Source organism: Patiriisocius sp. 208BN25-11 (genome assembly GCF_058147145.1).
In genome coordinates this window covers 1-224 of record NZ_JBYVJY010000189.1, presented here as the reverse complement: position 1 = coordinate 224, position 224 = coordinate 1, and the positions used below count along the sequence as shown (strand labels likewise).

1 protein-coding gene is annotated in these 224 nt (G+C 41.5%); it reads left to right on the top strand.

Annotated features, from left to right (window positions below; translation table 11 throughout):
• Positions 1-224, top strand: a 224-nt coding sequence (locus ACY2RS_RS16070) for a SprB repeat-containing protein (protein WP_490099646.1), incomplete at both ends; no start/stop codon positions are given.

Genomic DNA, 224 nt, shown 5'->3' with positions numbered 1-224 from the left:
AGCAATGGCTGTACAACAACCAATAGTGCAACGGTAAGTCAGCCGTTAGCAGCGTTATCGCAAACTAATACGATTACAAATGTTGCATGTTTTGATGAATTAACAGGAGCGATTGATTTAGAAGTTGCTGGTGGAACAGCACCATACACGTATGTATGGAATACAGGCGCAACGACACAAGATATTTCATCATTGGCAGCAGGAGATTACCAAGTAACCATTAC